The organism is Mesorhizobium sp. M0045, from assembly GCF_040323385.1.
Taxonomy (GTDB): domain Bacteria; phylum Pseudomonadota; class Alphaproteobacteria; order Rhizobiales; family Rhizobiaceae; genus Mesorhizobium.
Genome location: NZ_JAMYUY010000002.1, coordinates 1 through 24651 on the forward strand (window position 1 = coordinate 1; position 24651 = coordinate 24651).

The following is a 24651-nucleotide window of genomic DNA, read 5'->3' on the forward strand; positions in this document are numbered from 1 at the left end:
CACTGCGCACCGAACTTGCATGTGCTTCCCGTGTTCCCCTCAGGCGTCATCTTTTTGTAAGCGAAGCCTAACCAGCCTCAAGACGGGATCTTGTCCTGTGCCGATGGGCGTGAGCGCGCGGTTGGAAATGATACGAGACCGGACTCCGGTGCGACTTACAGGTCGAGACGCACGTCCGCTCCGGCAGATATTCGCGGTGCAGGGGCCGGAATTTTCCGCAGTGCTTTGACTGGGCATTATCGCAGTGGGACCTGCCTGCGACCTACCACTCGATCGCTGGCCGCGCGATCATCAGCCAGAAAATCCCGAGCACGGCAGCGAAGGCGGGGAAGCCGAAGGCGAACCACAACCAGAACAGCCGATGGTAGCGCGGCGGCAACGGCGCGCCTGCAGCGGCGGCTTGCGATGCCAGCTTGCGCATCTCCATTTGCATCCAGACGACCGGGAGCCAGAACATTCCGGTGAAGATATAGAGCGCGATCGAAAGTACGATCCAGCCCTCCGACAGCGAGTAGCCTGCCTGCCAGGCGAGCGCGCCTCCGGTCAAAGGTTGCGCGACCACGGCCGTCGCTGTGAAAACGAAGTCGGCGACGACGACGATACGGGCCACCGCCGCAACCGTCGCGGCATTGCCGGTCCTGTGGGCGAGCAGCATGAAGAAAGCGATGCCGGCGCCGGTGCCAAGCAGCACAGATGCGCCGATGACATGCAGAAATTTCAGCAGGAAATAGAGCATCAGCGCTCCTCCAGCACTGCCAAGGCCACAAAGTGCAGCACCAGGATCGGCAGCACTTTGAGGAACGGCCCAAGCGGGTCGTTCCACAGATCGGGGCTCAGGAAGCTTCCGACGACCAGATAGAAAAGCGAGAGCGCGATGCCGCCATAGAGGCCTTTTCGCGCCGCCGGCCGCCAGGCTATGAGCACGCCGATGGCGATGTCGGCAAGAGCGCCGGCGATCACGATCGGTGCCGATAAGATGCCGGCCCCCGTGCCTTGCATCAGATCGACGCCGCTGCCGTAGCCGGTTGTCAGCGACACAATTCCCGTCATGATCCAGAAGACGGGCAGGACGACGAAGATCGCCGGCTTGATGAAATACAGCCGGGCAAACCATTTCTCCTGCACCGTTGCCGGATTGAGCGCGAGGAAGCCCGCCAGGGTTTGCGGGCGTATGCCGGTCGCGGCGGTCCAGTCCGAGGGATCTCCAACCGCTCCTCGGGCGATCTCCCTGGCCGCGTTGGTGCGCATCGGTGGACGCCAGCCGAACATCGCGGCAAGGTCGCCTAGGCCGTAGAGAAGCCTTGCAACAGGCGCCGGCAAGACAAACCTGGCTGCCGGAGCCCAACCGAGCCATCGGCGATAACTGCCGACGACCTCGTCCATGCTCAGTTGTTCGGGACCGACAAGTTCCAGCACGACGCGAGATGGACTGGCGGGATCGAGAAGGAAAACGACCGTTGAGACCACATCGTCGAGTAGTACCACCTGGAGCCGGCCGGTGCCGGGCATGGACGGCAGCACTGCCAGCGAAGCGAGACCCCGAAACAATGCGCTGGCCCCAAACACCGGCCGGCCGAGCACCACGGACGGGCGCAGGACCACCCAATCCAGATCAAGCGTCATAAGCGCCTGGTCCCCGGCCAGTTTCGTCGCCGAGAACGCCGAAGGCTGCGCCCGATCGACGCCGATCGCCGAAAAGTGGATCACCCGGGCAACCCCTGCCCGCGCACAGGCGCGAAAGAGTGCGACCGCCGCATCGCGATGGACTTCGCGCGTCTTTTCACGGGGGCTGTCCTGGAGAACGCCGGCACAATTCACGACGGCGTCGACACCCCTGAGATGCGGTAGCCAGTCTTCGGGCTGCAGCGCCACCGCCATGTCCAGCACCAGCAATTGGTAATTGCCGGCCCGGTTTGCGCCGGGGCTGCGGACCAATCCGATTACCTCATGCCCTTCGGAAAGAAGGCGTGCCACGACGGAGGCACCGATCAGGCCGGTGGCGCCGGTAACCAGGACTTTCACTGAACCCCATTCTCCGACGGCGGGAAAGTGTCGTTCATTCCGGTTTATCGCCCTCGATACTGCCCTTCATAGCGGAAAGTTCTTCCATCGTGCACAACAGTCGCGGCTGCGTCGGGTCGGAGATGTCGAGCTTGTCCCAGGGAATGCGGTACATGCTGTCGCGACTGCGCAGTCGAAAGACTTCGAGGACCGCCGTGCCGATGGCCGAAGCGGAAAGACGCTCGAACGCCGCGTAGATGCCGACATGGTACTCGGTAACCACGAGGTCGTCGCCATCCGGTTCGGCGCGTATCTCCTCGATATGGCCGATGCTTTTGCCGCGCTGCGAAAGCACATTTCTGCCTGCCAATTGCTCAAGGTTGACGGTGGCCATCATCCGGCTCCCGGGATACGCCTTATGACATGGTCGCGCAGCCAATCCTGCCAGTCGAAAATCGCCGTTTCACGCACGTCGATGTCGAATTCGATGTCGACGCCGATGTCGCGCACCTTGTTCCAGGCGATGCGGTGCGGTTCGGCATGGCGCTTGCCGCCGAGCCTTGCCGCAAGGCGCGCCATCCAGCGCCCGGATCGCTCGCCAAGCCGACGCGCCAGCGTGATCGAGCCTAGCTCGACCGCAACGATTTTGGGTGGCTTGCCCGGCCTGACCTCGGCTACCAGCCCGTCCACCTTGCCGATCTTGACCTGCTCACGGTCAACCACTTGCTTGTCCAGGATGTCGCGCAGCAAATCCATCACGTGCCTGCGAATATCTGCAAAGGAATGGTCACGATCGCGAGCACGAAACCGAGCGCAATGATGAAGATGACCGCGGCATTCGCGATCATGCCATTGCGGTGCTCGCCGACATAACGCTCGTCATTCAGCAGGAAAAGGAACGGCACCACGGTCAGCGGCAGGCTGGCGGCCGTCAGCGCCATGGAAAAGATGGTTAGCTTCAGCGGATCGAGACCCAGGGCGATCGGAATGGCGGCGAGAAACAGCGAGACCGTGTAGACGGTGCTGAAGCCGGGATCGTCGCGCGGTTTCAGGTCCTCGCCCCAGGTCCAGCCGAAACCCTGCGCCACTAAGTACGCTTGCTGCAGCCCGATTTCGAGCGCAGCGCCGAAGCAGGCTATGCCTAGTGAAGCAACGAACAGGACGAATCCCCAGAAACCGAAGATCTGGATCAGCATCAGCGGCAATTGATGGTAGTCGTCGACCTGCTCTATGCCGTGCGCTGCCAGCACGAGCGCCGCCACGATCAGCACGCCGATCGAGATTGTGCCGCCAAAACTCATTCCCAATCCGGCAATGGCCCGATTGGTCCCGAGATAGCTCTTGTCCCACTGGTCCTCGATGGCTCCCGACGAATAGAACATGAACAGGTAGGGCGAGACCGACGCACCAAGAATACTGACCGCCATGAACCAGTAATTGGCCGCGTCGTGCTCGGGCAGAGTGGGCACGGCACCGGCCGCGACCTGCCCCCAATCGGGCTTCAGCATGACGGCGCCAACCACGAAGCACAACGTGACCAGGCCGAGGATCGAGACGCCCTTTTCAATGAAGCCGAACGTGCCTTTCCAGAGGAACAGCCATGCCAGAAAAGCGACCGGCAGGGCCCACCACTGAAAGCCGATGCCGGTGGCGAGTTCGAGCGCAATGGCGACACCGCCTATCTCAGCTGCCATGACCATGAAGTTGACCAGCAAAGTCGCAAGCAACGGCCACAGAAAGGCGGTGAAGCCAAACCGTTCCCGGATCCCGTCGGCGATGGTGTGATGGCTTACAGCGGCGAAGCGGCCGGCCATCTCGACCAGGAAGATGATGCAGATCGTGCCCAGGAGGACGGCCCAGATCAGCTGGAACCTGAACGCTGCACCCGCCTGTGCGGCGGTTGCCATCGATCCGACCTCGAGAAAGCCACCAACGCTGGTGACGATGCCCAGCGATATTTCGAGCAGCTTCTTCATGGTTTCGGCGCGAAATGTTTGGCGTATGATGCATTCAGGGCGGCGGTGGCAGCCTGGATATCCTGCTGCGCCTGTTCCGCCTCCGATCGGTTGCCGTCCTGCACCGCCGTCGCGGCGCGTGTCACCGCCGCCGACAGCTGTCCGATTACCGCCGTCAGACCGGCTTGCTCGCTGGGCTCAGGCGACTTGGCGGACTGGATTTGCGCACCGGCATCGACGAGCGCCTTGCCGACCGATTGCAACGTGCGCGACGTATATGTCGAAGGGGCTGCCCCGGCGGCCCAGGCACCCAGGACCAGCGATGCGGTCTGTGCGGCCGAAGCCGCGGTTTTCGACTGCTGCTCGATCTGGTCGGAAGGCGAGCATGCCGTCAGCACAAACGTTGTCAGCAGCAGGCACAGCCGGTCTGGTCGAAGACCGATAGCTGCAATGGCATCTACAATACGTGCTTGTAGCGTTGCTGCCACACGATTGTTCTCCCCGGCACCAGGCGACTTCGGCGTGCAATTTCATCTAGGGCGCCCGGTGGTCACGTCAACTGAACCGTCGGGAACTGCCTGGCAACGCGGAACAAACCTTCGATCGCCGGATTAGGGATATCAGGAGGCAAAGGTCATGGACAAGGAAGAGCGTATCAGGCAGCGGGCCCATGAGATATGGGAGCGCGAAGGCCGTCCGCAAGGACGCGAGCGCGAGCATTGGGACCAGGCCGTGCAGGAGATCGAAGCTGAGGGCTCCGAAGCCGAACGCGGTCCGGTCGTGCCCGATCCAACGGTTGGGACCGGCTCCGATTCCGAGGTGCGCGGCAGCAAGCGGCGGGGGAAGTGAGGCCCCATGCCTCGTCTCGTCGCCTGGATCGTGGTCGTACTGGTCGTGCTCTTCGCCGCATGGCTGATGCTTGGGCGCGACAGGACCAGCACTGGTGGCGAAACTCAGCCCTCGCCACATGCAATAGACCAGAATGGATAGGAGCTGACATGACGGCTAGGGAAAGCCATCCCGAACAGGACCCTGCGGAAGGATCGCGATCGACGATAGAAAAGCAGCTCCGCAAGGAGCAAGGCGGCGAGGCGAAAAATCGCGAAGGCAAGCCAACTTCCGACAAATCCGGCAGCAAGGCCAAGTTGCCTCCGGAAGCGCCGAAGAAAGGCTCAGGCCTGGACTGAGCGGCTGGTTTCACGTTTCCACGTCGTCATTCCTCCTCGCTCCGTCGCGCGAATGGTTGTCATTCGGGCAGATCGCCGGCAGCCGCTTCTGTCCTCTTTCCAGCCGAGCCCGGTGCCTTGAAATAATGGGGATAGCGTTCCCGGACGATTGCGAGCACCTCGAAGATGCGGCGAAGATGCGTTCGCATCGCCTCTTCCGCCGCAAGGGCGTCGGCCTGCTCGAGCGCATCGACGATCCGCCGATGCTGGCCGAGAACCACCGACATGCTGTCGAGGCGCGGGAAAGACAAGAAGCGGAAGCGGTCCATGTGCAGCTTCGCCGCGCTGATGTCGGCCCAGATTCCGGGGAAGCCGGCATGGCTGGCGATGTGCTGGTGGAACAGCTCGTCCGACTTGAAGAAGCGCCTGTCGTCCGAGATGGAGGCGAACGTCTCCTGGACCGCCAGTTCGCCTTTGAGCATGGCGAGTAGTTCGGCGCGGCGCGGGCTCTCGACCGCACGTTTGACCAGGCCGATTTCCAGCGACTCGCGCAGGAACTGCGATTTCTCGAGATCGGCGATCCGCAGCGGCGCCACCATGCTGCCGCGCTGCGGATAGATGTCGATCAGGCCAAGTCCGGCCAGCCGGGCGAGCGCCTCCCTGACCGGCGTGCGGCTCACGCCGAGGGCTTCCGACATCGCCTTCGGAAATCAGCTCGTGCGGCTTCAGGCGGAAGGTCAGGATCTGGTCGAGCAGGACCTCGAACGTCCTCGCCGCGACTGAAGCGCTGGGGCCGGTTTCGCCAAGCCGCCCCTCGGTGATGGTCCGCATTCCCAAAAGCCCTGCCGGCAATTCCCTTAAAGGCTCGGCAGCTTCAAGCCATTCATGAAATGGCTGCGCAAGCAGCAGCGCCGACGTTATTCCTTGCGCGGAGAACCGCCGATGCGCGCCAGCAGGCCGCCATCGACGCGCACGACTTCGCCGGTGACGAAGGAGGCATCGTCGGACAGCAGGAAGGCAACGACGGCCGCAATCTCTTGCGGCTGGGCGGTGCGGCCGAGCGGATGCATGTTGTCAAGGATGCGCAGGATCTCGTCGGGCTTATCGTTGAGCTTGACCGCATCCCGCAGCATCGGTGTGTCGACCGCGCCCGGAGCCACGGCATTGACGCGCACACCGAGCGGCGCATAGTCGACGGCCATGGATTTGACCAGCCCGATCAAGCCGTGCTTGGCCGTGCTGTAGGCCAGAACCCCTTCCTGGCTGGCCAGGCCTTGCACCGAGCTCATATGGACGATGGCGCCGCGGCTTTGCCGCAGCAGCGGCATCGCCGCGCGGGAGAGCAGATAGGCAGCCTTGAGGTTGACGTTCATCACCTCGTCCCAAAGCGCCTCGTCCGTGGTCTCCACCGTTCCGTAACGCTGGATGCCGGCATTGTGGGAAAGCATGTCGAGCCCGCCGAACGCGGACCGGGCAAGCTCGACGGCGCGGCCGCAGGCTTCAGCGTCGGCGGTCGAGCCGAGCACGGTGTGCACGGTCACGCCGCGCGCCGCAAGCTGCGCCGCGACCTCGTCCAGCTGATCGCCCACACGGTCGAAGAGGATCAGGTCGACACCTTGCTGGGCCAGCCTTTCGGCGACAGCACGGCCGATGCCCATGGCCGCCCCGGTGACCAGTGCGCGTTTCTTGAACTCAGCCATTTCTCCTCCCACGAACAGTCGCAGCGGCTGCCATGGTAGTCGATCAGCGACGTATGACGTACCCTTTTCGCTGAGCCGGCCCGAGCGTATTCGGCGTCATGTCGATCCTTGCATGAAGGCCAGTGTTTCCGCGCGCGTCGGCGCGCCGAGCCGTCCGCCAAAACGCAGGCACTTCAGCGCAGCGGCGGCGCTTGCCACTGCTATGGCCTGCTCCTCATCCCAACCTTCAGCCAGCCCCAGAGCGAAGGTGCCGTGAAACACGTCGCCCGCCGCTAGCGTGTCGACGGCTTCGATTCGCGGCGACGGCAGATGACGGACATCATTGCTGCTCGGGTGCTGGAACGCGGTGCCGTTCGCCCCATCGGTGATCGCGACGAACGCGCCGGTCCGTTCGCCCAGAATAGCGACGGCGGAACCGGCGGAAACCTCTGGACCGCAAAGGATACGCGCCGCGGGCAGCGAAGCAACGACATGCGAGGCGAGCGGCAGCAATCGGTCGAGCACCGGTCGCGACGCAATATCGGCGTCGAGGATCGCCGGAATGCCGCATTCGCGGGCCTTCGCCAGCGCCATCGCGGCGGCTCCGGGCCAACGAACGTCGACCAGGACGGCGTCGAAGCGGGAAAAATCCACGGGCGGAAGACGGTCCGGATCGGCTTGCGTGACGGCATCGTAGAAGGGCACGATCATGCGCTCGCCGGCGGCATCGACCAGGATCGTGGCAATGGCCGAGCGGCCACCTTCAACCCTGCGCACCAATGAACAGTCGACCCGCTCCGCCTCCATCTGGGCGATGACATCGCGGCCGACGGTATCGTTGCCGACGCTTGCCCATAGCCAGACCTGCCCGCCCTGGCGGCTTGCCGACGCGGCGGCACTTGCCGCCATGCCGGCCGCGATCTGCACGGCTTCGCTCGGCAGGAACTTGCCGGCGCCGGACGGCAGGACATCGAGGCGCAAGATCGTGTCGTAGGTGAGCGCGCCGACGCAGAGCAGGCGGGGCGCCCTCATTGCAGCCTGTAGCCGCGCTGATGGGCAATCGCCGTCATTACGCCTCTCAGTTCGGCAAGGCCGCGAAGACGGCCGATCACGGGGTAGCCGGGATGGGTGTGCCGCGTGGCGTCATCGATCAGCTCGTGGCCGTGATCCGGGCGAAACGGCAGCAGCGCGGGTTGCCCGGCGTCGCGGCGGCGTTGCTGCTCGTCGAGCAAGATCGAGACCACCGAAACCATGTCGACATCCCCGTTCAGATGCTCGGACTCCATGAATGACCCGTCCGGATCCTTGCTGACGTTGCGCAGGTGCACGAAGTTGATCTTATGCGCAAAGCGCCTGGCGATGGCGGGCACGTCATTGGCCGGATTGGCGCCCAGGGACCCCGTGCACAAGGTAAGGCCGCTATGGGCCGATGGCACCGCGTCCAGGATAAACGCGATGTCGTCGGCGTTCTTGACGATCCGGCACAGGCCGACGAGATCGCGCGGCGGATCGTCCGGGTGGATCGCCAACGTGACGCCCGCCTCTTCGGCCGCCGGCAGCACGTGTTGGAGAAAACGGACGAGATTCTCGCGCAGCCGGTCGTGAGACAAGCTCGACTGCTCGGCCACCACTTCGCGCAATTCCGCTATGTCATAGCGCTTGAAGGCGCCCGGCAGGCCGGCCATGATGTTGGCAAGCAGACGCTCTTTTGACGCATCCGGCGTCGCCTCGAACCATTCGCTTGCCCGCTGGAGAACATCGGACGCATAGTCGCGCTCAGATCCCTTGCGCTGCAGCATGTAACAATCGAACGCGGCAAGCTCGTGCATGTTCATGCGGAGCGCCCGTCCGCCGCCCGGCAGCGGCGCAGCCAGGTCGGTCCGGGTCCAGTCGAGGATCAGCATGAAGTTGTAGCAGACCGTGCGCACACCGCAGGCGCCGAGATTGCGTAAGGTCTGCCTGAAATTGTCGTGGAGCCGGTCGAGATCGCCGCGGCCGAGCTTGATGTCCTCGTGCACGGGCACGCTCTCGACGACGCTCCATTTGAGGCCCATCGCCTGATCCGCCTCGATAAGCGCCTGGCGCTGCCTGATGGCGTGGATCGGCCAGACTTCGCCATAAGGAATGTCGTGCAATGCCGTCACGATGCCGGTCGCGCCGGCCTGCCTGGCATGGGCAAGCGTTGCCGCGTCGCTCGGGCCAAACCATCGCCACGTCTGCTCCATTCGACCTCCAGCTACGCCATTCCCAATGAGACTGCGGGTGTATTGGATACTACCATGGCAATCAATTGCTTACCGCGGCCCAGTGCTGTGTCCGCGTTCGGGCGGCCGCCCTATAGAGATTACAAAGATACGTGGCGTTCAGATTGAACGGCTACGCAAGATCCGGGTTTCGGCTGGCCCAAAGCATGCCGCGCTCGAACATCGTACGCATTTGCGGCACTGCGAACTCGTCGGCGGTGTGGCCGAGTGCGCTGTAGAAGACGCGGCCCTTGCCGTAGCGGCGCTTCCAGACAACCGGCATGACGACGCCGGCGATGAAATCGAGATGCTCGCCGGTGAAAGTAGTCGTCGCCAGCACCTCGTTGGTCGGATCGACATGCATGTAATACTGCTCTGAACGGTACGCGAAGCCGTCGATGCCCTGCATGACCGGATCGTCTGGCATGGTGATATCGACGTGATAGTCGATGATGTTGCCGGGATGGGCGACCCACTGGCCGCCAGTCATGAACTGGTATTCCGGCTCGTTGCGGAAGCTGTCGCACATCGTGCCGTGAAAGCCCGCAAGGCCGGTGCCGGCCCCGACGGCGTTGGTCAGGTTTTGCAGTTCCGGCTTTTCGATCGTCGACATGGTGATCACCGGGACAATGAGATCGAGCTTGCCCAGTTGCGGATCGGCAAGCGCCGAAGTCCCCTGCTCCAGCTGCACGTCGAAGCCGTTGCCGGCCAGCATCTCCTTGACGATGTGGGCGCTACGGGCCGGCGTGTGGCCTTCCCAGCCGCCCCAGAAAATCAGTGCCGTCTTGCTCATCGTGTCATCCCCTATTCCAGAATTCCGAAAGGCAGATCGGCGTGCATTGGCGCCGGCCGCGCGCAGCCATATCTCAGGTCGATACGCCGCCCTGTTTCTGCTGAAGAGATGATCGATTCCATGATTTCCAGGACATGGAGGGAAAGATCGAGGCTGGCGCGGTGTTGCCTGCCCGAGACGATCGCCTGCGCCATGTCGGCGAGGCCGAGGCCCCGGTAATTGCCGTCGCCATAGGAATGGATCTGATCGGCCACCGTCCAGTCGCCCTTGCGCTGGCTGCTCCTGATGTCGCCCTGGAACTGATTGGGATCGGAGACGATCATCGAGCCGGTGGTCCCGTAAAGTTCGATGTGATTGTGTTCATGCTTCCAGACGTCGAAGCTGGTGGTGATCGAAACCGCCGCGCCGTTCTCGAATGCGAGCAGGCCGGAAATATGGGTCGGCACCTCGACCCGGATGGTTTCGCCCTGGCGCGGTCCGGAACCGATGATGCGGGTGGGATAGGATGACTTCGCCTGTCCGGTCACGGATTTCACCGGACCCAGGAGATTGACCAGGCAGGTCAGATAGTACGGTCCCATGTCGAGCATTGGCCCACCGCCGGGCTGATAGTAGAAATCCGGATTGGGATGCCAGAGCTCGTGGCCGGGCACCTGCATGAAGGCAGAGCCGGCGACGATGGTTCCAATGATATCTTCCTCGACCAGCCGACGCGCCGTCTGGTGGGAGCCGCCAAGAAAAGTGTCGGGTGCGCAGCCGACACGCACGCCCTTTTCGCGCGCGGCCGCGACGAGCCGCTCGGCGTCGCTGAGCGTCGTTGCCAGCGGCTTCTCGGAATAGACGTGCTTGCCTTGCCCGACAGCCTGCAGACCGACCGGCACATGATGCTGCGGCGTCGTCAGATTGAGCACGATCTCGACGCGCGGATCGGCCAACAGCGCGTCGACCGGCATCGCAGCCAGGCCGTAGGCCGCTGCCTTGGCCTCGGCTGCCGCCCGGTTGATGTCGGCGACGCCGATAATGTCGAGCACCGGGAATTGCGGCGATGCCTTCAGATAGGCATCCGAAATGTTGCCGCAGCCGATAATGCCGACACCGATCCTCCGCATGGGCTTCTCCTCAAAAGGCGGCATTGATGAAACAGCAGAACTCGTTTGTCACCCCCCTTTCGGCCGGACGCGGTTGTCCCGTGACAAGTGCATACCTCGAGAGCCTCAGAACCGCCGCCCGATCACAATCGCGCGCCTATGCGAGAGCCGCTTGCTTTCGAGGTCGAACGGCCGGTACTCAGCAACACTGCTTCCTGTAGCTTGCTCGACATTTTGATGCCCGTTTTGAGCACAGCACAGATTTTCACCCGTAGAAGGACGCACATGATCCGCCCGCAAGGAACCATCGCACCGATCCTGACGCCGTTCGAAAACGACGGCTGCATTACCCGCGACCTCTGGATATCACACGCCAAGTGGGTGCTGGACCAGGGAGCACATTTCCTGTCGCCGTTCGGCACCACGGGCGAGGCGTTGTCCGTCTCGTTACGCGAGCGCATGCAGGCGCTGGAGTGGCTGGTCGAGGCCGGCATTTCGCCAAGCCGGCTTATGCCCGGCACCGGCGTCACAGCACTTGCGGAGACCGTCGAGCTGACCGCGCACGCCGTCGGGCTCGGCTGTGCCGGGGTGATGGTGCTCCCGTCGTTCTTCTATACGGCCGCCGGCGACAACGGTCAGGCCCGTTATTATGGCGAGCTGATCGAACGGGTGGCGAACCCGGCGATGAGGATGATCCTCTACCACATCCCGCAAAATTCCGGCGTAGCGGTGAGCCCGGCGCTGACCGCCCGATTGAGCGAAGCGTTTCCCGATGTCGTGGTGGCTTACAAGGACAGCGCCGGCGACTGGAACAACACCGCGGCGGTCATTGCGGCAGCCCCAAGGGTCGCGGTGTTCCCGAGTTCGGAAGCACAGCTGACGAAAGGCCTCGCCAACGGTGCTGCCGGCTGCATCTCGGCGACAGTCAATCTGAATGCCGCAGCGATCCGGGCCCTCTACGACGCAGTGCTGGCGGGAGAGGACACTACCGACGCGGATGCCGCCATCAGGGCGTTCCGCAAAATCATCCAGGACGCCGGCCTCATCACTGCGATGAAGGCAGTGCTGGCGGTACGGTCCGGCGACAGACGCTGGCTGAATCTGCGCGCGCCGCATGAGAACGCGACGCAAGCCACCGGCGAAGCCGTGCTCGCCGCTCTCGGCCCGCTAGCCGACCATATCGGCCGGAGCTGACTATCGGGCCGTGTTCAGGGCGGCAGCAGCGCGTATCAGCGCCTTGAACGCATTCTCATCTATGTCTTCGCCCTCACGGATATCGATGGCGCGCCTGGTGTTGCCTTCGAGGCTGGAGTTGAACAGGCCGGAAGGGTCCTGCAGCGAGGCGCCCTTTGCGAAGGTCACTTTCACGACGTTCTTGTAGGTCTCGCCAGTGCAGATTATTCCGGCGTGCGACCACACCGGAACGCCTCGCCACTTCCACTCCTCGACCACTTCCGGGTCGGCCTGCTTGATGAGGGCGCGGACATGGGAAAGCGTCTTGCCTCGCCAATCGCCCAGCTCGCTGATCCTCGCATCGATCAGCTGAGAGGGAGAGTTGCCTGCATTTCCTTCCATCGAGTCACTCTTCATCATCATTGTCGCTTTCCCTTGGTTGTTGCCGCTCGCCCGTCACATGAATACCGCTAGTCGGCACCGGATTTGCCGAGATGACTGGCATTCCACTCACATTCGCTCGCCAGGCAACTGGCTGGCTTGTTTTATCCAGTCGGCGAGTTGAGCTTCGTCGAGCAGGTCGTCCTCGTAGATATCGAGGTAGCGCACGTCCTTGTGCTTGGACTCACCGGGTGGGACGGGACGCAACGACGCGCCGCGGAAGAAAGCCAGCTTGATGTACTTTGTGAAGCAATGGAAGTTGAGGAACCAGCCTTGGCCTTCGACGCCATAGAAGGGCGAGTTCCATTTGACGGCCTTGCGCACGTCAGGGACGTTGCGCACGATGAGCGCGTCGAGGCGACGCCCGACGTCGCGTTTCCAGCCCGGCATGGCCGCGATGTAGGCCTGCACAGGAGCGTCACCATCACCCTTCGGGATCTGCGGGTTGCCGCCTGCGAGGAGGACCGCCTTGGCGGCTGCAGGCTTGGCGGCGGACTTCTTCGCGACCGCCGATGACTTGATGGACGTCTTGTTGGCCATGCATTCACTCCAATGCGTCGGTGCCCCCCGCGCTGCGCCGCTTGGGCGCGTAAGGCAGCACGAACATGTACAGTCCGGTAAGCAGGAGCAAGCCGAGTGGAAACAGCGGCAAGAGGTATACCCAGTAGGAGGGTTCCTTGCCTACTCCCAGGCTGATGAAGATGGCGGCGACGACCGCCGCAAAGATGATCGACAGCCAGCGGTGGATCTGCCGAACCCATTTGTTCCAATCCATTGAGACCTCCTCTGAAGACGAACCGAGCGGATCGGGCGGCCCGTTTGGCGGCTCCCGCCGGGCAGCCACGCCACTGAATGCGTGTTTTACCAGCGCGCCAGCTGTGTGATTTGAACGAGATTGCCGCAGTTGTCGTTCAGCTGGGCTATGATCGAGCCGGTTACTTCGGTCGGCGGCATGGTGAACTTGGCGCCGCGCGCTTTGATGCGCTCGTAGTCCCCCTTGACGTTATCGGTGAAGAACATGACCGCGGGCTGGCCCTGCTGGAAAATGGCTTGCTGGTAGGTCTTTGCAGCGGGGTTGTCATTGAGCGCGAGTTGCAGCTCGGCACCGTCCGGCTCGTCGGGTGATGCGACGGTCAGCCAGCGAAACGGCCCATTGGTGAAATCGGCCTTCTTGGTAAAGCCGAGCGTTTCGGTGTAGAAACCCAGAGCCTTTTCCTGGTCATCCACGTATACTTTGGTCAACTTGATCTTCATTGGCTTGCCTCCATTATCCTCCGCCATCTGCCGCCCTGTAACAGAGCCCTTGCTTGAATAGCGCTGGCGGATCTCAGTCCGTTCGCGCAAGAACCTGCTCCAGATCGTCAAAGAACCTCGGCCAGCCGACTTTGGCACCCCGGAAGTAAGGCTGCTGATCCGGCCGGAAGCCCGACTGTTCCATGCGCAAGCGGGCGCCGGTGCTCGTGGGGGTGATCGTCCAGGAGACGACACTCTTGAGATCCTTGGTATCCCACGTGTAAGTCAGCGTTCTGTTAGGCTCGACCGCCTGGACCTGACATTCGACAGAGCCCCAGGCCGCGTGAAGGTTGAAACGGTGGTCCGCGACAGGTTTGAAGTCGTTTTTCATGAGCCACTCCTCGATCAAGTGTGGTTGCGTGAGCGCGCGCCAGATCTTCTCGGGCGGATAAGCGATTTCCCGTTCGACAATGACGGAGAGCGTTTCGGTCGCTATTTCGTTCACTGGTCCATCCTTTTGAGCAGGTCCTCGAGGTCGTCGAACCGGCTCTGCCAGAACCCGGTCATCTGGCTTGTCCAGTCGATCAGGGGGGCAAGCGCGGCGAGCTGCGCGCTATAATGGGTCTGCCGTCCCGCATGGCGGTCGCGCACCAGCCCCGCCTGCCGCAAAACCCCGAGATGTTTCGACACGGCCGGTTGCGAGATCCCGGCCTGAGCCGTCAGAGCGCCGACTGTCTGCTCTCCCTCGCGACACAGTCGCTCAAAAATGGCGCGCCGAGTCGGATCGGCAAGCGTTCTGAAGAGCACATCGTGAGCGTTTGGCATTGGGATAGATAACCCTTCGGCTATTGATCGATGCATAACCACCGGGATATGTGTGAGTCAAGCGGGAAGCGGCATAATTCTCGTTGCAGGAGCGGTCACTTCCTTCGCTCACGCAGCCAGTTGCTCATTCGCCGTGCACTGGAATTGTCACACGTAATGTGCTATATGACCATCTACATGGTCAGGAGCTGACATGGGCGCGGTCAATCTGGCGGACGCCAAGGCACATCTGAGTGAGCTCATCGACCGGGTCGAGGCTGGAGACTCGATCGACATAACCCGGCGTGGCAAGCCGGTCGCCAGGCTCACGGCCGTGGCCCGCCCTCGCAAACGGATCGACGCCGTCCTGCTCCAATCCCTGACCGCAACCATGCCTCTGCAGGCTCAGGCTGCCGCCGATCTGGTGCGATCGATGCGAGATGGCGATCGCTATTGATGTCCTATCTCGATACTTCGCTGATCGTCGCGGCGCTATCCAACGAAGCCATGACCGCGGGCGTTCAGGGCTGGCTGGCGGAGCAGGACCCAGCGCAACTTGTGATCAGCGACTGGACCATCACCGAGATGTCCTCCGCCATGGCGATCAAGCTTTGGACCGGACAGATCGACTTGGAGCAGCGCGCGGCTGCGCTCGCGATGTTCAATAAGCTGGTCGCTGAGAGCTTCACCGTGCTGCCGGTGACGGGCGGGCATTTTCAGGTCGCCGCGAAATTCGCCGATCAGCATATGCTCGGGCTTCGTGCTGGCGACGCCCTGCACCTCGCGACGGCATCGGAGCATGGCGCCACAGTGTGGACCCTCGACCAGCGGCTCGCCGAGGCAGGACCGATTCTCGGCGTACCGACGCAGTTGCTGGCATGATCAAGGCCTCTCCTCCAAAATGAATATACCCAAGCTGCGTTGCGAGTTGATCACGCTCATTGAAGGGAGCTGGCCGGGAGCGAACTGACGGTTTTCGATGTTGCCCTAGCGGCGCGTCGCGCACGCAGAGCGATGCTGTCAACCACAAGCGTCTGCACGGGCGAGGAGAAAGGCCGCTTCGCGCGCGTTGCGGGTGAGCTTGGCCGCAGCCTCGAATTCGGCGCGGGCCTCGGCCAGCCGGCCGGCCCGAAACAGAAAATCGCCCCTCGCCGCTGGCAATGGCGCATAATTGCGCAAGGCGGCGGCGTCGGCAATCTCGTCCACCAGCCGCAGGCCCGCTTCAGGCCCGAAGGCCATGCTGTGGGCGACCGCTCGATTGAGATCGACCACCGGCGAGGGCATCACTGCTCGTAGCCGGTCGTAGAGCGCTGCGATGCGGGGCCAGTCGGTATCGGCCGGACTGCGCGCCCGCGCGTGACAGGCTGCAAGCGCGGCCTGCAACACATAGGGGCCATCGCCCCCGAGAGCTTCGGCACGGGCCAGCGCGTCAAGTCCCCGGCGGATCAGCAGTTGGTCCCAGCGTGCGCGGTTTTGCTCGGTCAGGGTCAAGAGGGCGCCGTCCGGCCCGATGCGTGCGGGCAGGCGCGATGCCTGGATTTCCATCAGAGCCACCAGACCGAACACCTCGGCATCCTCGGCCATCAGACCCGCCAGCATACGGCCCAGCCGTTGTGCCTCCAGGCACAGGCCCGGCCGGACAAGGTCGTCGTCCGCCGTGGCAGCATAGCCTTCATTGAAGATGAGGTAGATGACCTCCAGCACCGAGGAGAGACGCCCCGCACGCTCGGCACCGCGCGGCACCTCGAAGCTGAGCCCGGCCTTTCCGATCGTCCTCTTCGCGCGGACGATGCGCTGGGCGATCGTCACCTCGCTCGACAGGAAAGCGCGGGCAATCTCGTCCGTCGTCAGGCCGCCGATGACACGCAGCGTGAGCGCTGCGCGAGCGTCGGCCGAAAGTATCGGGTGGCAGGCTGTGAAGATGAGGCCCAGCAGCTCGTCGCCAAGATCGTCGTTCATGGCCATTTCGTTTCCCTCGGCCGTACGGTCGCACTCGCCGTCCAACTCCCGGGCGATCTCCTCATGCTTGCGCTCGCGCATCTTGTCGCGACGGATCGCGTCGATGGCGCGGCGTTTGGCGACCGTCATCAGCCAAGCGCCGGGATTGGCCGGAACGCCGGTCCTGGACCATTCGGAGAGGGCTATGACCAGGGCGTCCTGCACCAGTTCCTCTGCAAGGCCGACATTGCGCACGAGGCGGGCCAGGCCCGCAATGAGCCGGGCCCGTTCAATGCGAAAAATCGCCTCGATCGCCTGGTGCGTCTCGCCTGCGGTCATGCCGCCTTGTCGGCCAAAGCCACAATGGAGGCAAGCAGGTTGCGGCCGACAGGTTCAGTTGCCGCTGCGCTTCTCGCGCGTCCGGTCACGGATTTCCGTGACCTCCGGCGTCAGATTCCCATTGCCAATCAGCCATCTCGTACAGCGGCCGGATTTCGATCTCGCTCGGTCCCGGCATGGGATTGGGGCAGCGCTTCACCCAGGCGACCGCCTCGTCCATGTCCTTGACTTCCCAGAGCCAAAAACCGGCGACCAGTTCGCGGGTCTCGGCGAAAGGCCCGTCGATGACCGTCCGGCGGGGACCATCGAACGCAACGCGCTTGCCCTGCGAGGAGGGCTTGAGGCCGTCGGCGTCGAGCAAGATGCCGGCATTGCGCAGCTCGTCGTTAAATCTGCCCATCGCCTCCATCGCCTCTTTCGCCTCGGGCGTCGGGAGAAAGCCCTTTTCGCTGTCCTCGGTAGCCTTCACGAGCACCATCACACGCATCGTCTGTCTCCTTGTTTGAGCCGGCCTCACCGACCGGCAGCGAAACGACGAACGGAGTTTAGGAAATCGACATTGTCCTGCAGATTTTTTTTCGAGCTTGAGGAAGAAAGACGCCGATGGCTGCTCCCCTGGTCAGGGGTCGCGATGGTGCGATATCGAGATTTGGGGGCAACGCTGGTCGCCGATTGCAAGTAATTCTACGCTAGAGTCCTCCGCGTCCAGCCGCGTTGGTTCCGCTCTTGAACCCGACACGCATGAGTGGCCCGCCTAAACCATTTCGGGACGTTTAGAAGCCTCGCGGATCGCCTTGTGCACGCGGCGCTGCAAATCCATGAAGGCCGGAGTTTCCATGACCTCTTCCCGGCGCGGGCGCTCGATATCGACATTGAAGGTCTGCATGATGCGTCCCGGCCCGATCCCCATCACGACGATGCGGTCCGACAGGTAGACGGCTTCTTCCACATCATGGGTGACGAAGAGCACGGTGAGCCTGTGCTCCTCCCAGATCTGCGTCAGGAGTTCCTGCATCTGATGCCTGGTCAAGGCATCGAGCGCGCCAAAGGGCTCGTCCATCAGAAGCATTTTGGGTCGATAGGAAAGGGCACGCGCTATGGCCACGCGTTGCTTCATGCCGCCAGAAAGCTCAGACGGATAGCGATTGGCGCTATGAGGGAGCTTGACCAGATCGAGATGCTCGCGCGCTATCCTGCGGCAGGTCGCGCGGTCATGACCCGCGGCCTTGAGCGCGAACTCGATGTTCTGCTGCGCCGTCAGCCAGGGAAGCAGGGTGTAGGACTGAAAGACGACGCCGCGGTCGAGGCCCGGCTGCAGGATCGGCGCACCATCGATGGCAAGATCTCCCGCCTCGAAATCCTGCAGTCCGGCAACGATCGAGAGCAGCGTGCTCTTGCCGCAACCCGACGTGCCCACCAGCGAGACGAACTCGTTGTCGGCAAGATCGAGATTGATACCGCGCAGCACTTCCGTGCGCCGCGCGCCCGTGCCGAAGCTTTTGTGGAGGCCTTCGATCCGCAGTTTGGGCAAACTCATCGGCCCGGCCTCATTGCACGTGGCCCTCCTGCCGGAACAGCACTTTTCCCAGTGCCTTCATGACCTGGTCGGTAATGAGGCCAAGCACGCCCAGCAGCAGGATGTAGCCGATGATGGTGTTTGTCTGGAAATAGCGCTGGGACACGGTGATGCGGTAGCCGAGGCCTGATGTCGCCGCGACAAGTTCCGCCAACACCAGCCAGGTCCATGCCCAGCCGAGACTTATGCGCAACGTATCCCAGATCCCTGGCAAGGCGCTGGGAACGACGATGCGCGTCAGGATCTTGCGATCCGGCAGGCCGAGCGTCCTGCCAAGGCCGATGAAATCAGCGGGAACCCGCTTCACATTGTCCATGATCATCAGCACCTGCTGGAAGAAGGTGCCTATGAAGATGATCAGGAATTTCTGGGCATCGCCCGTCCCCGACCACAGGATGGAGAGAGGCACGAAAGCGACCACCGGCATGTAGCGGATGAAATCCACAAGCGGCTCGATCGCCGCTTCCCAGGTTCTGAAGCTGCCGATCAGCACGCCAATCGGAATCGCCAATGCCGAGGCGATGAGAAAGCCAACAGAAATACGGTATATCGAGGTCCTGAGATCCAGCCACAGCGTGCCGTCACCCGAGAGCTTGCCGAGCTGGGTCACCACGCTTCCCGGCGACGGCAGGAAAATTGGCTTTACCAGTCCCAGCCCCGTTGCCGCCCACCAGGCGAGGCCGAGGCCGGCAAAGACGGCCACTGCTATCATCAGGAAGCGCGAGCGTGCGATGGGCGCGCCGATCCCGGAGGATTGGCGACGGCGCATCGGCTGTTTGATCACCGGCCCCGGCGCTGCGTGAGACGGGCTTCGCTTGGTCGCACGCTGCTCGGACATTTGCGTCACCACCGCGAGCCGGCCCTCGTCATTTCGCGGCCTTGACGAATGACGGGTCGATCATCTGTTCCGGCGTCACGTCCGCCTGCAGCAGCCCGGCGTTCTTGGCGGCCGCCTCTACATCCGCAAATGTCTTGGTGGAGAATTCCCCGGTCAGCGCATCCTTGTTTTCGGCGAGAGTATAGTAACGCACGCCATCAAAGGCGGTGTTGAGGTCTTCGACGCTCGACCCGACCGCCTTGGAGATGATCGCCCGGCCGTCGGGCGTGTCGGCGTTGTAGGCCTTCAGGGCCGCATCCCAGGTCTTGATCATGGCAAGCACCTGGCCAGGACGCGACTTGATCACCTCATCGCGCACCACGAATACGTCACTGATCAGGCCGGGATCTTCGCCCGCGGTGAAGAGCAGCTTGAGGTCCTTGTTCTGCGCTCTTGCCGCGGTGAGATAAGGCTCATAGGTGACTGCGACTGGAACCTGGCCGGCGATCAAGGCGCTGCCGGCATCCGCCGCCGGCATTGGAACCGGCTGGACATCGGCGATGGACATGCCGTTCTTGGCGAGCGCGTATTTGAGCAGGATGTCGCTCGTGGTGCCTTCTTCGAAAGCGACCTGCCTGCCCTTGAGGTCGGCGACGGAGGCGATGTCCTTGCCGGCGATCATGGCGTCTGCCGTCATGCTGACGTCGAGCAGAAGCACGATCTTCACCGGCAGGCCGGCCGCAACCATTCCCATAGCCGTGTGCGTCGCGATGTTGGCGGCATCGAGCTGGCCGCTCGCCAGGGCGGCGTTGATATCCTTGTCCTCCGCGAAGTTCACGATCTGCACGTCGGACAGCCCGCTTGCCTTGAACAGGCCCTTGGCCTCGGCGACGTGCCACTGGCCGTAGCCCAGCCATGGCTCGATGCCGATCTTGAACGTTCCTGCCTCAGGCGTCGCCGGAATTGTCGTGTCGGCCGCGTAGGCCGCCGGGGCAAACCCGACAGCAGCAGCCATAACGAGCGCCCGAAATTGTCCTGCTAGATTACGCATCATCTTGTTCCCCTTGATGATCAGGCCGCCTTTTTTGAACCAAACTCCGGCCTGGTGAGAATGCCGGCGTCTGCTCTTGCGGCACCGTGCCTCGGCATCTTAGCTGCCCGTTCAACGAAAGTGCGACGACACTTCAACGTTAGCAATAGCGGATGTCAAGGCTAAATACATACATGCATATACAAGTTAGACCCCTCCTTCCGAGTCTGATTCGCTTCACTGCTATCAAGTTTTTTTGGACGGAGAATACCGGCTGCCAAGCGAATAGCGGCTGCCAACGTAAGTCAGCTTGCTGATCGTGGCAACGATGGCGCCCGTCCATGTCCGGCGATGCAGAAACAGGCAGCAGCTGCCGACATCGATGCCCAGATACCGCGCCGTCTCGGCATCGGCAGGGGTCGCCGAGATGATGTGCTCGACCTCCGTCACCGGGGTTTTCTGCATGAGGTAGTCGTAGGTTGCTGTCTTGGAAAAGTCCTGCTTGTCGTAGTCGGGTATCAGGCCCGGGTTCACGAAGCGCTCTTCCAGTTGCACAGGCAGGTCGTTCTCGAAGTTGACGACGATGGAATGATAGACCGGCGCGCGTTTTGCGAACTCGAAGGAAAGCGCGAGCTCCTTTGTCGGCGTGATCTTTTCGAGCACGATAACCTCGGAGCGATGCCTGTTTCCCCGCGCGACAATTTCCGCCGCGATGTTGTTGATCTCGATCAGTGCTGATTGCGGTCGAGGTGGCGCGATGAATGTGCCGACGCCCTGAAGCCGGATCAGAAAACCCGCAGAGGTCAACTCCCGCAAGGCACGATGAACCGTCATCCGGGACACGCCGAGTGTCGCCACGAATTCATTTTCGGACGGCAGCTTCCGGTCCTTGCTCCATCGGCCCATTCCGATGTTCGTCAGGATGTAGTCCTTGACCTTCTCGTAAAGAGGGCTGGCGGTGTCGGGCAAAGTGATCATTTCAAAATCCTTTCCGGCAACGTTCGGAAATCACACGCGCCCGGAAGACCGCATCCGGATGATTGTTTTCAAACCATCGCCCTGCCCCGCCAACAGCCGCTCATAGGCTGCGGGAACATCATCCAGGCCGATCTCGCGGTCGATCAGTTCGACCATGGGCTCGGTCAATTCGCTGAGCATCCGAATGGCGTCGGGAAGCTCATCGGCAAAGGCGTGGCATCCCAGCAATGCGATTTCGCGTTCAACCAGGATGTTGGGATCGATGTCGAGGCGCCCATGGAATATGCCGACCATCGCAACGGTGCCACCGGCATCGAGAACGCCGAGCAACTGGCTGAGTGCTGCGATGCTGCCGGTCGCTTCGACGGCAGCAATCAGGGGGGCATCCGCGGTGGCGGCGGCAATGGCGTCCCGGTTCAAGTCGACGATGCTGGCGCCGGTCACCCGCGCCACCCGGGCGCATCGGCCAGGGTTGCGATCGGCGACGAGCACGGTACCTGCGAATGTCCGGGAAAGCAGCAGTGCGGCAAGCCCGCCAATAGTCCCGCAGCCGACCACAAGAACGGAGCCGGCCGTTTTCGGCAGACGCCGCACTGCGTGCAACGCTACAGCCAGCGGCTCGGCCATCGCAGCGACCCGTTCGTCAAGCGCGGCATCGACGACGTGCAGCAGGCGTGCGGGCAGGACCGCCTGTTCGGCAAATCCGCCGTCGCATATCTCGCCGACAAAGCCCAGCGACGTGCAAAGATGCCGCCTGCCTGCATGGCATTGCGCGCATTCGCCACACCAGAAACGGGAATCGGCGACCACGCGGTCGCCAACAGCGACGATGTCCACGCCCTCGCCGATAGCGATCACCGTGCCTGTCAGCTCATGGCCAGCCGTCGAGGGCGCCCGGCTTATCCATTGGCCCGTGCGAAAGTTGTGAAGATCGGAACCGCAAATGCCTGCGGCATCGACCCTCAGCTTCACCCAGCCTGGCTCGGGAGCGCCTGGCGCGGCGATATCCTCGACGCGCAAGTCGCCGGGTCCATGGAGTCGCGCCGCCCTCATCGTCATCGTTTCCGCTCAGCCGGCGAGATAGCGATCGCGGATCTCCGAAACCGCGTTCTCATGCGAGCTGAACCCTTCGTAGCGGGCGAGCCTGCGGGCATGCAACGCGAGTTCCGGATAGGCCGCCGAGGTCACATAGCCGACCGACGATCTCTTGACGAAATCCGTCACGGAAAGCGGTCCAAAGGTTCGCGCCCACCGGCTGGTCGGCAGCACCGCATTGGGTCCCAGGACGAAGTTAGCGAGGGTCACCGGCGTGTGCGGTCCCATGAGGATCTCGGCGGCTTCTGTGATGCGTCCAAGATGCGCAAATGGCTCCGTTGACAGAATCTCGAGGTGCTCCGGGGCATAATCGTTGATGAAACGGTAGCTGTCCTCCAGGGACTCGGTCAGCACGATGCCGCCGCGCTTTCCAGTCAGCACCGCGCGCGAGAACTCCACACGCTGTTCGCTCATTCGGGACCAGTGTTCCGGTATGGCAATCAAAGCGGCTTCGGCGACCTTGCGGCTATGCGTCACCAGATAGGCCGACGAATCCGGGCCGTGCTCGGCCTCTATCAACAGGTCAAGAGCGGCCAGGCCGCCGTCGACGCTGTCATCAGCAAAGATGATCGCTTCGGACGGGCCGGCAGGCAGGCCTGTGTTGATGATCGGGGACAACACGCTCTTTGCCGCCACCACCCACGGGCTCCCCGGCCCGACGATCTTGACGGCAGGCTTCACGGTCTCGGTTCCATAGGCGACGGCGGCGACCGCATGGGCGCCGCCGCACTTGTACACGGTCTCCACGCCGGCAATGCGGGCAGCAACCAGCGTCGCGGCGTCGACGGAACCATCCGAAGTCGCAGGCGTCACGATCGCGATCTGGGGAACCCCGGCAATCACCGCCGGAACCGACGTCATCATCGTCACCGAGGGGAAGGCGCCTTTGCCGCGCGGAACATAAAGCGCAACGGAAGCAATCGGTGTGTATCGGTCACCCGCATAGGCGCCCGGCCGAACTTCCTTGAGCCACATCGTTTCCGGGCGCTGCTCCTCGTGGAAATGCCTTATGTTCTCAATTCCGAACCGGATACTCTCCACGACATCCTTGTCGACCTTGTCGAATGCCGCGTCGAACTCCGCTTCCGAAACTTTCAGCCCACCGTCGGCAACATCGGCTTTGTCGAGTTCGCGCGCAAACCGGAGCAAGGCCGCGTCACCTTCATCCTTGACGGCCTGGATGATTGGACGGACCTTTTCGATGAAGGAAGACAGATCTCCTTCTGCGCGTTTCAGTAAACTGGACCGCTGATCGACACTGAGGGATGACAGGCAGTGGAAGCTGACGTCAGACATGGCGGCTCCTTTTCTTAGGACGCAATTACGGTTAGCGCTTGTCGATCACTTCTGGGACACATCTCCAGCCCCTGAAGCCTTCAAATCGATGCGAGAAAGCCTCCATCCACGGGAATGGACTGGCCGGTTATGTAGGCTGCCGCATCCGAAGCGAGGAACACCGCAATTCCGTGCAGGTCCGAGAGATCACCAAAACGGCGCTGCGGAATCTTGGCGAGCATCGATTGCTGCCATGCCTGGTTGCTGTAGAACACGTCTGTCATCGCTGTCCTGAAATAGCCAGGCGCAATGGCGTTGACCCGGATCCCAAGATCGGCCCACTCCGCCGCAAGCGCCCGCGTCATGCCGAGGAGGCCTGATTTCGACGAGCCGTACGGCACCGCCGTGGGAACCCCAACCTCGGAGGTTAACGAACAGAGATTGATAATGACGCCGGGCCGTCCGGCGTCTCTCATCTGCCGCGCAGCGGCCTGGGCGCAGAAGAAGGCGCCTTTGAGATTCGTATCGACAATCCTGTCCCACAAGGCCTCGTCGACATCGAGTGAAGGCCGGACCTCTTCCGTACCTGCATTGTTAACGAGAATATCGAGACCTCCGAGCAGGCTGCCGGCCTCGGCTGTCGCCGCCCGGCACCGGTCGACGTCAGTGACGTCCAGGGCGACGGCGTGCGCGACCCCGCCGGCGGTGCGGATGGCGGCCATCGTCTTCTCGAGCGAGGCCACACTGCGCGCCGTGACCGCGACGTCGGCGCCGGCCGCGCTGAGCGCCTCGGCGATGCTGCGCCCGATGCCACGGCTTGCGCCGGTTACAAGCGCCTTCCTGCCTGACAGATCGAAGAGAGATGCGTTGCGCATGTCATCCTCCTTGGTAATGTCGCGCTTGGACCGATCGCGTCGAGACTATCCGAATGCAGCTTATCTATACAAGCATGTACATTATGGCTGTAGTGCGCCATGCGAAACTTTGCTTGTCAGAGCGGCAGCGCATCGGCCGCCATCGGACCGGT

32 protein-coding genes are annotated in these 24651 nt (G+C 62.7%); 5 read left to right on the forward strand and 27 right to left on the reverse strand.

Features of this window, described 5'->3' with window-relative positions:
* Positions 1 to 262: 262 nt before the first annotated feature.
* From NKJ72_RS02730 to NKJ72_RS02755, 6 genes are read right to left on the reverse strand one after another with little or no spacing between them, the layout of a single operon-like run.
* Complete coding sequence (locus NKJ72_RS02730; protein ID WP_352475748.1) at positions 263 to 736, reverse strand: DUF2269 family protein; 474 nt, start codon at positions 734 to 736, stop codon at positions 263 to 265.
* Positions 736 to 2022 carry an SDR family oxidoreductase gene (locus NKJ72_RS02735; protein ID WP_352475749.1) on the reverse strand — a complete coding sequence of 429 codons (1287 nt, stop codon included), beginning with the start codon at positions 2020 to 2022 and terminating at the stop codon, positions 736 to 738. The genes NKJ72_RS02730 and NKJ72_RS02735 overlap by 1 nt, the downstream gene beginning before the upstream one ends.
* A 34-nt stretch (positions 2023 to 2056) precedes the next feature.
* The gene (locus NKJ72_RS02740) at positions 2057 to 2395 is read right to left on the reverse strand and encodes a hypothetical protein (protein WP_254818835.1); all 339 of its coding nucleotides are present in this window, start codon (positions 2393 to 2395) and stop codon (positions 2057 to 2059) included.
* Entirely contained in the window at positions 2395 to 2757 is a 363-nt protein-coding gene (locus tag NKJ72_RS02745) for a hypothetical protein (RefSeq protein ID WP_352475750.1), read from the reverse strand. Before NKJ72_RS02745 ends, NKJ72_RS02740 begins: the two co-directional genes overlap by 1 nt.
* The gene (locus tag NKJ72_RS02750) at positions 2757 to 3977 is read right to left on the reverse strand and encodes an NRAMP family divalent metal transporter (RefSeq protein WP_254818837.1); all 1221 of its coding nucleotides are present in this window, start codon (positions 3975 to 3977) and stop codon (positions 2757 to 2759) included. Before NKJ72_RS02750 ends, NKJ72_RS02745 begins: the two co-directional genes overlap by 1 nt.
* Complete coding sequence (locus tag NKJ72_RS02755; RefSeq protein WP_352475751.1) at positions 3974 to 4444, reverse strand: hypothetical protein; 471 nt, start codon at positions 4442 to 4444, stop codon at positions 3974 to 3976. Before NKJ72_RS02755 ends, NKJ72_RS02750 begins: the two co-directional genes overlap by 4 nt.
* A gap of 148 nt (positions 4445 to 4592) precedes the next feature.
* Here NKJ72_RS02755 and NKJ72_RS02760 point away from each other — a divergent pair, with 148 nt between their 5' ends.
* On the forward strand, positions 4593 to 4805 hold the full coding sequence (locus NKJ72_RS02760) for a DUF2934 domain-containing protein (protein WP_352475752.1): 213 nt from the start codon (positions 4593 to 4595) through the stop codon (positions 4803 to 4805).
* Between the two features lie 149 nt (positions 4806 to 4954).
* Positions 4955 to 5143 (forward strand): hypothetical protein, encoded by a 189-nt coding sequence (locus NKJ72_RS02765; RefSeq protein ID WP_352475753.1) that lies wholly within the window; start codon positions 4955 to 4957, stop codon positions 5141 to 5143.
* 59 nt (positions 5144 to 5202) lie between these two features.
* On the opposite strand, the gene NKJ72_RS02770 is transcribed toward NKJ72_RS02765, so the two are convergent.
* The 6 genes from NKJ72_RS02770 to NKJ72_RS02795 form a co-directional block, all read right to left on the reverse strand.
* The gene (locus NKJ72_RS02770) at positions 5203 to 5820 is read right to left on the reverse strand and encodes a GntR family transcriptional regulator (RefSeq protein ID WP_352475754.1); all 618 of its coding nucleotides are present in this window, start codon (positions 5818 to 5820) and stop codon (positions 5203 to 5205) included.
* 219 nt (positions 5821 to 6039) lie between these two features.
* Positions 6040 to 6822, reverse strand: coding sequence for an SDR family NAD(P)-dependent oxidoreductase (locus NKJ72_RS02775; protein WP_352475755.1), 783 nt, complete (start codon positions 6820 to 6822; stop codon positions 6040 to 6042).
* A gap of 96 nt (positions 6823 to 6918) precedes the next feature.
* Positions 6919 to 7833 (reverse strand): PfkB family carbohydrate kinase, encoded by a 915-nt coding sequence (locus NKJ72_RS02780; protein WP_352475756.1) that lies wholly within the window; start codon positions 7831 to 7833, stop codon positions 6919 to 6921.
* On the reverse strand, positions 7830 to 9026 hold the full coding sequence (uxuA, locus tag NKJ72_RS02785; protein ID WP_352475757.1) for a mannonate dehydratase: 1197 nt from the start codon (positions 9024 to 9026) through the stop codon (positions 7830 to 7832). Before uxuA ends, NKJ72_RS02780 begins: the two co-directional genes overlap by 4 nt.
* Before the next feature lie 151 nt (positions 9027 to 9177).
* On the reverse strand, positions 9178 to 9837 hold the full coding sequence (locus tag NKJ72_RS02790; RefSeq protein ID WP_352475758.1) for a ThuA domain-containing protein: 660 nt from the start codon (positions 9835 to 9837) through the stop codon (positions 9178 to 9180).
* Between the two features lie 11 nt (positions 9838 to 9848).
* Complete coding sequence (locus NKJ72_RS02795; protein WP_352475759.1) at positions 9849 to 10946, reverse strand: Gfo/Idh/MocA family protein; 1098 nt, start codon at positions 10944 to 10946, stop codon at positions 9849 to 9851.
* Positions 10947 to 11210: 264 nt separating this feature from the next.
* On the opposite strand from NKJ72_RS02795, the gene NKJ72_RS02800 reads away from it, so the two are divergent.
* On the forward strand, positions 11211 to 12119 hold the full coding sequence (locus NKJ72_RS02800; protein ID WP_352475760.1) for a dihydrodipicolinate synthase family protein: 909 nt from the start codon (positions 11211 to 11213) through the stop codon (positions 12117 to 12119).
* Here NKJ72_RS02800 and NKJ72_RS02805 read toward each other — a convergent pair whose 3' ends face one another.
* From NKJ72_RS02805 to NKJ72_RS02830, 6 genes are all read right to left on the reverse strand, one after another.
* Positions 12120 to 12518, reverse strand: a complete 399-nt coding sequence (locus tag NKJ72_RS02805; protein WP_352476064.1) for a DUF1801 domain-containing protein — start codon at positions 12516 to 12518, stop codon at positions 12120 to 12122.
* A 90-nt stretch (positions 12519 to 12608) separates the two neighbouring features.
* Entirely contained in the window at positions 12609 to 13079 is a 471-nt protein-coding gene (locus tag NKJ72_RS02810; protein WP_352475761.1) for a DUF1801 domain-containing protein, read from the reverse strand.
* A 4-nt stretch (positions 13080 to 13083) separates the two neighbouring features.
* Entirely contained in the window at positions 13084 to 13314 is a 231-nt protein-coding gene (locus NKJ72_RS02815) for a hypothetical protein (RefSeq protein WP_352475762.1), read from the reverse strand.
* An 86-nt stretch (positions 13315 to 13400) separates the two neighbouring features.
* Complete coding sequence (locus tag NKJ72_RS02820) at positions 13401 to 13793, reverse strand: VOC family protein (protein ID WP_352476065.1); 393 nt, start codon at positions 13791 to 13793, stop codon at positions 13401 to 13403.
* 73 nt (positions 13794 to 13866) lie between these two features.
* Positions 13867 to 14277, reverse strand: a complete 411-nt coding sequence (locus tag NKJ72_RS02825; protein WP_352475763.1) for an SRPBCC family protein — start codon at positions 14275 to 14277, stop codon at positions 13867 to 13869.
* The gene (locus NKJ72_RS02830) at positions 14274 to 14597 is read right to left on the reverse strand and encodes an ArsR/SmtB family transcription factor (RefSeq protein WP_023716560.1); all 324 of its coding nucleotides are present in this window, start codon (positions 14595 to 14597) and stop codon (positions 14274 to 14276) included. Before NKJ72_RS02830 ends, NKJ72_RS02825 begins: the two co-directional genes overlap by 4 nt.
* A 193-nt stretch (positions 14598 to 14790) precedes the next feature.
* Between NKJ72_RS02830 and NKJ72_RS02835 the strand changes: the two genes are divergently transcribed.
* Together NKJ72_RS02835 and NKJ72_RS02840 are read left to right on the forward strand one after the other, a co-directional pair.
* On the forward strand, positions 14791 to 15033 hold the full coding sequence (locus tag NKJ72_RS02835) for a type II toxin-antitoxin system Phd/YefM family antitoxin (protein WP_352475764.1): 243 nt from the start codon (positions 14791 to 14793) through the stop codon (positions 15031 to 15033).
* The gene (locus NKJ72_RS02840; protein WP_352475765.1) at positions 15033 to 15458 is read left to right on the forward strand and encodes a type II toxin-antitoxin system VapC family toxin; all 426 of its coding nucleotides are present in this window, start codon (positions 15033 to 15035) and stop codon (positions 15456 to 15458) included. The genes NKJ72_RS02835 and NKJ72_RS02840 overlap by 1 nt, the downstream gene beginning before the upstream one ends.
* A 138-nt stretch (positions 15459 to 15596) precedes the next feature.
* Here the strand turns inward: NKJ72_RS02840 and NKJ72_RS02845 are convergent, their stop codons facing one another.
* The 9 genes from NKJ72_RS02845 to NKJ72_RS02885 all read right to left on the reverse strand — a co-directional run bounded on the left by NKJ72_RS02845 (position 15597) and on the right by NKJ72_RS02885 (position 24499).
* Positions 15597 to 16853 carry an RNA polymerase sigma factor gene (locus tag NKJ72_RS02845; RefSeq protein ID WP_352475766.1) on the reverse strand — a complete coding sequence of 419 codons (1257 nt, stop codon included), beginning with the start codon at positions 16851 to 16853 and terminating at the stop codon, positions 15597 to 15599.
* A gap of 85 nt (positions 16854 to 16938) precedes the next feature.
* Positions 16939 to 17340 carry a YciI family protein gene (locus NKJ72_RS02850; RefSeq protein WP_352475767.1) on the reverse strand — a complete coding sequence of 134 codons (402 nt, stop codon included), beginning with the start codon at positions 17338 to 17340 and terminating at the stop codon, positions 16939 to 16941.
* Positions 17341 to 17607: 267 nt separating this feature from the next.
* Entirely contained in the window at positions 17608 to 18390 is a 783-nt protein-coding gene (locus NKJ72_RS02855; RefSeq protein ID WP_352475768.1) for an ABC transporter ATP-binding protein, read from the reverse strand.
* Between the two features lie 10 nt (positions 18391 to 18400).
* Complete coding sequence (locus NKJ72_RS02860; protein ID WP_352476066.1) at positions 18401 to 19198, reverse strand: ABC transporter permease; 798 nt, start codon at positions 19196 to 19198, stop codon at positions 18401 to 18403.
* A 97-nt stretch (positions 19199 to 19295) separates the two neighbouring features.
* Entirely contained in the window at positions 19296 to 20297 is a 1002-nt protein-coding gene (locus NKJ72_RS02865) for an ABC transporter substrate-binding protein (RefSeq protein ID WP_502901828.1), read from the reverse strand.
* A gap of 225 nt (positions 20298 to 20522) precedes the next feature.
* Positions 20523 to 21254 carry a histidine utilization transcriptional repressor HutC gene (gene hutC, locus NKJ72_RS02870; protein ID WP_254818858.1) on the reverse strand — a complete coding sequence of 244 codons (732 nt, stop codon included), beginning with the start codon at positions 21252 to 21254 and terminating at the stop codon, positions 20523 to 20525.
* Between the two features lie 30 nt (positions 21255 to 21284).
* The gene (locus tag NKJ72_RS02875; protein WP_352476067.1) at positions 21285 to 22307 is read right to left on the reverse strand and encodes a zinc-dependent alcohol dehydrogenase; all 1023 of its coding nucleotides are present in this window, start codon (positions 22305 to 22307) and stop codon (positions 21285 to 21287) included.
* Between the two features lie 15 nt (positions 22308 to 22322).
* Entirely contained in the window at positions 22323 to 23645 is a 1323-nt protein-coding gene (hisD, locus tag NKJ72_RS02880; RefSeq protein ID WP_352475770.1) for a histidinol dehydrogenase, read from the reverse strand.
* A gap of 80 nt (positions 23646 to 23725) precedes the next feature.
* Positions 23726 to 24499 carry an SDR family NAD(P)-dependent oxidoreductase gene (locus tag NKJ72_RS02885; protein WP_352475771.1) on the reverse strand — a complete coding sequence of 258 codons (774 nt, stop codon included), beginning with the start codon at positions 24497 to 24499 and terminating at the stop codon, positions 23726 to 23728.
* Positions 24500 to 24651 lie beyond the last annotated feature (152 nt).